Origin of the sequence: Stenotrophomonas sp. HMWF003, from assembly GCF_003061285.1 — a bacterium.
Taxonomy (GTDB): domain Bacteria; phylum Pseudomonadota; class Gammaproteobacteria; order Xanthomonadales; family Xanthomonadaceae; genus Stenotrophomonas; species Stenotrophomonas maltophilia_AP.
This window is the reverse complement of sequence record NZ_QAIW01000448.1, coordinates 16,501-20,107: the sequence shown is the minus strand read 5'-3', so window position 1 is coordinate 20,107 and position 3,607 is coordinate 16,501. Positions and strand designations below refer to the sequence as shown.

Sequence of the window (3,607 nt, the reverse complement as noted above, 5' to 3'; positions counted from 1 at the left end):
GTACAAGCGCGTGGATTCCTGCGCCGCCGAGTTCGGCACCAGCACCGCCTACCTGTACTCGACCTACGAGGACGAGTGCGAGGCCGCGCCGAGCAACCGCGACAAGATCATGATCCTGGGTGGCGGTCCGAACCGCATCGGCCAGGGCATCGAGTTCGACTACTGCTGCGTGCACGCGGCACTGGCGCTGCGCGAGGATGGCTATGAAACCATCATGGTCAACTGCAACCCGGAAACCGTCTCCACCGATTACGACACCTCCGACCGCCTGTACTTCGAGCCGCTGACGCTGGAAGACGTGCTGGAGATCGTCGAGCTCGAACAGCCGAAGGGCGTGATCGTGCAGTACGGCGGCCAGACCCCGCTGAAGCTGGCGCGCGCGCTGGAAGCCAACGGCGTGCCGGTGATCGGCACCTCGCCGGACTCCATCGACCTGGCCGAAGACCGCGAGCGCTTCCAGCAGCTGGTTGACAAGCTGGGCCTGAAGCAGCCGCCGAACCGCATTGCCCGCAACGACCAGGAAGCCCTGCTGCTGGCGCGCGAAATCGGCTACCCGCTGGTGGTGCGCCCGAGCTACGTGCTGGGCGGCCGCGCGATGGAAATCGTGTACGGCGAATCCGACCTGGCCCGCTACGTGCGTGACGCGGTGAAGGTGTCCAACGATTCGCCGGTGCTGCTGGACCGCTTCCTGGACAACGCCGTGGAAGTGGACGTGGACATCATTGCCGACAAGGACGGCAACGTGCTGATCGGCGGCGTGATGGAGCACATCGAGGAAGCCGGCGTGCATTCGGGCGATTCGTCCTGCTCGCTGCCGCCGTACTCGCTGTCGGCTGAAACCCAGGCCGAGCTGCGTCGCCAGGTGGTGGAGCTGGCCAAGGCCCTGAACGTGGTCGGCCTGATGAACACCCAGTTCGCGATCCAGGCCGGCGAGAACGGCGAGGACATCGTGTACCTGCTGGAAGTGAACCCGCGTGCCTCGCGCACCGTGCCGTTCGTGTCCAAGGCCACCGGCATGGCGCTGGCCAAGATCGCCGCGCGCTGCATGGCCGGCAAGACCCTGGCCGAGCAGGGCGCCACCAAGGAAATCGTGCCGGACTACTACTCGGTCAAGGAAGCGATCTTCCCGTTCGCCAAGTTCCAGGGCGTCGACCCGATCCTCGGGCCGGAAATGCGCTCCACCGGTGAGGTGATGGGCGTAGGCCGCAGCTTCAGCGCCGCCTTCGCACGTGCGCAGGAGGCCGGTGGCATCAAGGCCCCGCCGCTGGGCAAGGCGTTCGTGTCGGTGCGTGACCCGGACAAGCAGCGCGTGTTGCCGGTGGCCAAGCTGCTGCTGGAGCGTGGTTACACGCTGGTGGCCACGCGTGGCACCGGTGCGTGGCTGCAGCAGCACGGCATGGACTGCGAGATCGTCAACAAGGTGGTCGAAGGCCGTCCGCACATCGTCGACTCGATCAAGAACGGCGAGATCGTGTATATCGTCAACACGACCGAAGGGCGTGCGGCGATCAACGACTCGTTCTCGATCCGTCGCGAAGCGCTGCAGCACCGCGTCACCTATTCGACCACCATTGCCGGCGCCAAGGCGCTGGTGCAATCACTGGAATTCCGCGGGACCGGCCCGGTCTGGTCGCTGCAGGAACTGCACAAGGAGTTGAACGCATGAGAGCACCGATCACGTTGAAGGGCGCGCAGCGTCTGCGCGAAGAGCTGGACCACCTGAAGTCGGTCAAGCGCCCCAAGGTCATCGCGGCGATCGCCGAAGCGCGCGAACACGGCGATCTCAAGGAGAACGCCGAGTACCACGCCGCGCGTGAGGAGCAGGGTTTCATCGAAGGCCGCATCAAGCAGCTGGAAGGCGAGCTCTCCCACGCCGAGATCATCGACATCACCAAGCTCAACGCCGGCAGCAAGGTGGTGTTTGGTGCCACCGTCGAGCTGTCGGACGTGGAAAGCGACGAGGAAAAGCGCTACCAGATCGTGGGTGACCTGGAAGCGGACATCAAGCTTGGCCTGATCGCCATCTCCTCGCCGCTGGCGCGTGCATTGATCGGCAAGCTGGAAGGCGATGCGGTCACCATCGACGCACCGGCCGGCCAGCGCGAGTACGAAATCGTCAGCGTCCAGTACCTGGACTGAAACGATGGCCACCGCGACGCTGCTGCTGCCGGCCCGCAGCCGTTTCCCCGCCGCGCCCTTGCCCGATGACGTGGCAAAGGCGCTGGGGCGGGCCGAGCGCAGCAGTGTCCAGGCCGGCGAGCGTGCCCAGCTGCAGCGGCATTTCCAGCTGCAGCCGGCGCACTGGCCGGTGGCCGCGCTGACCCGCCAGCTGGACGTGGGCGATGCCGCCGATGCGATCTGGCTGCGTGCCGACCCGGCCAACGTGGTGCCGGACATGCAGGGCGCGCGGATGATGGGCCACGGCGACACGCTGCGGCCCGATGCACAGGACGCGGCGCAGCTGCTGCCGGCCCTGCAGCCGCTGTTTGCCGGTTTCGGGTTCACCCTCGATGCGCCGGTACCCTCACGCTGGTACCTGCGCCTGCCACCGGGCACCCACCTTCCCGAGTTCGACACGCCCGACGATGTGTTGGGCGATGACCTGTTCGCCCACCTGCCCGAGGGCGACGCCGGGCGCCGTTGGCGCGCGCTGCTGACCGAGGCGCAGGTGGTGCTGCACACCCATGACTGGAACCAGCAGCGGGTCGCCGATGGCAAGCGGCCGATCAACTCCCTGTGGTTCTGGGGCGGCGGCGAGTTGCCGCAGACCGTACAGACCCCGCATGCCCAGGTACGCAGCCGTGAGTCGCTGCTGCAGGCGTTGGCCCGCGCGGCCGGCGTGCATGCCGATGGCGAACAGCAGGTGGATGCGCTGGTCGACCTGCGCCAACTGCGTTCGCTGGAGCAGTTGGGCAACGATGCGATCCGCCCGCTGCTGTCGGCGTTGCAGCGCGGCGAACTGCGTCGGCTGGTGCTGGATTTCGAGGACGGCGTGCGCTTCGAAATCGACAAGGGCCAGCGCTGGCGCTTCTGGAAGAAGCCGGTCCAGCTTCACGACACCTGAGTACGGCGCCGACCGAGGGTCGGCGTTCCTGCCTCTGGCCAGCGCCAGGGCTCAGCGCAATTCTGTCTCGAACGTGGCCAGGTGCCAGAAGCCGCCCGGCATGGCCCGGCACAGCCCGGTCACGTATTCGCGGCTCACCACGAACCGCGTGCCGTCCCACACCCAATAGCGCCCGAACCCGCAGCGGCCCAGCGTCCGCTCGTCCCTCTCTTCGTAGAGCACCGCGTCCGGAGGCCGCAGGAACACGTGCGCGGTGGTGACCAGCGCCGGCTCGAATGGCGGTTGCGCGCGGATCACCCAGCTCGGCCCGCTCGCGTAGTAGCCCGGCCCGTGGCAGGTCATCGACGCCAGCAGGTGCACCGGGTCCAGCCGGTGCACGTCCAGTGACGTCGATTCCACCCGATCCTCCTGCCATGCGCACACCGTCTGCATGTCGCGGCCGGCCAACAGCGCGTCCATCAGGTCCTTGCGTTCGGCAAGCGCCGCATCGTTCGGCCGTGTTTCCGCCAGCGGTGGCGGATTCTTCAGCACCGGCCTGGGCAA

The 3,607-nt window shown here is 67.3% G+C and carries 4 protein-coding genes; 3 read left to right on the top strand and 1 reads right to left on the bottom strand.

Annotation, left to right across the window (positions count from 1 at the left end):
• The 3 genes from carB to DBR34_RS19845 all read left to right on the top strand — a co-directional run.
• On the top strand, positions 1-1,666 hold a 1,666-nt coding region (carB, locus tag DBR34_RS24235; protein ID WP_258224179.1), incomplete at its 5' end, for a carbamoyl-phosphate synthase large subunit.
• Between the two features lie 8 nt (positions 1,667-1,674).
• Positions 1,675-2,139 carry a transcription elongation factor GreA gene (gene greA / locus DBR34_RS19850; protein WP_026069738.1) on the top strand — a complete coding sequence of 155 codons (465 nt, stop codon included), beginning with the start codon at positions 1,675-1,677 and terminating at the stop codon, positions 2,137-2,139.
• A gap of 4 nt (positions 2,140-2,143) precedes the next feature.
• A complete protein-coding gene (locus DBR34_RS19845; protein WP_128098056.1) occupies positions 2,144-3,064 on the top strand; it encodes a phosphoglycerate mutase in 921 nt (306 codons plus the stop codon).
• Positions 3,065-3,115: 51 nt separating this feature from the next.
• On the opposite strand, the gene DBR34_RS24230 is transcribed toward DBR34_RS19845, so the two are convergent.
• A partial coding sequence (locus tag DBR34_RS24230) for a DUF1176 domain-containing protein (protein ID WP_258224178.1) occupies positions 3,116-3,607 on the bottom strand: 492 nt, incomplete at its 5' end.

What these genes read in the sequence shown, in the direction of transcription:
- DBR34_RS19845 (WP_128098056.1), top strand. Translation starts at nt 2,144, where the DNA reads ATGGCCACCGCGACGCTGCTGCTGCCGGCCCGCAGCCGTTTCCCCGCC.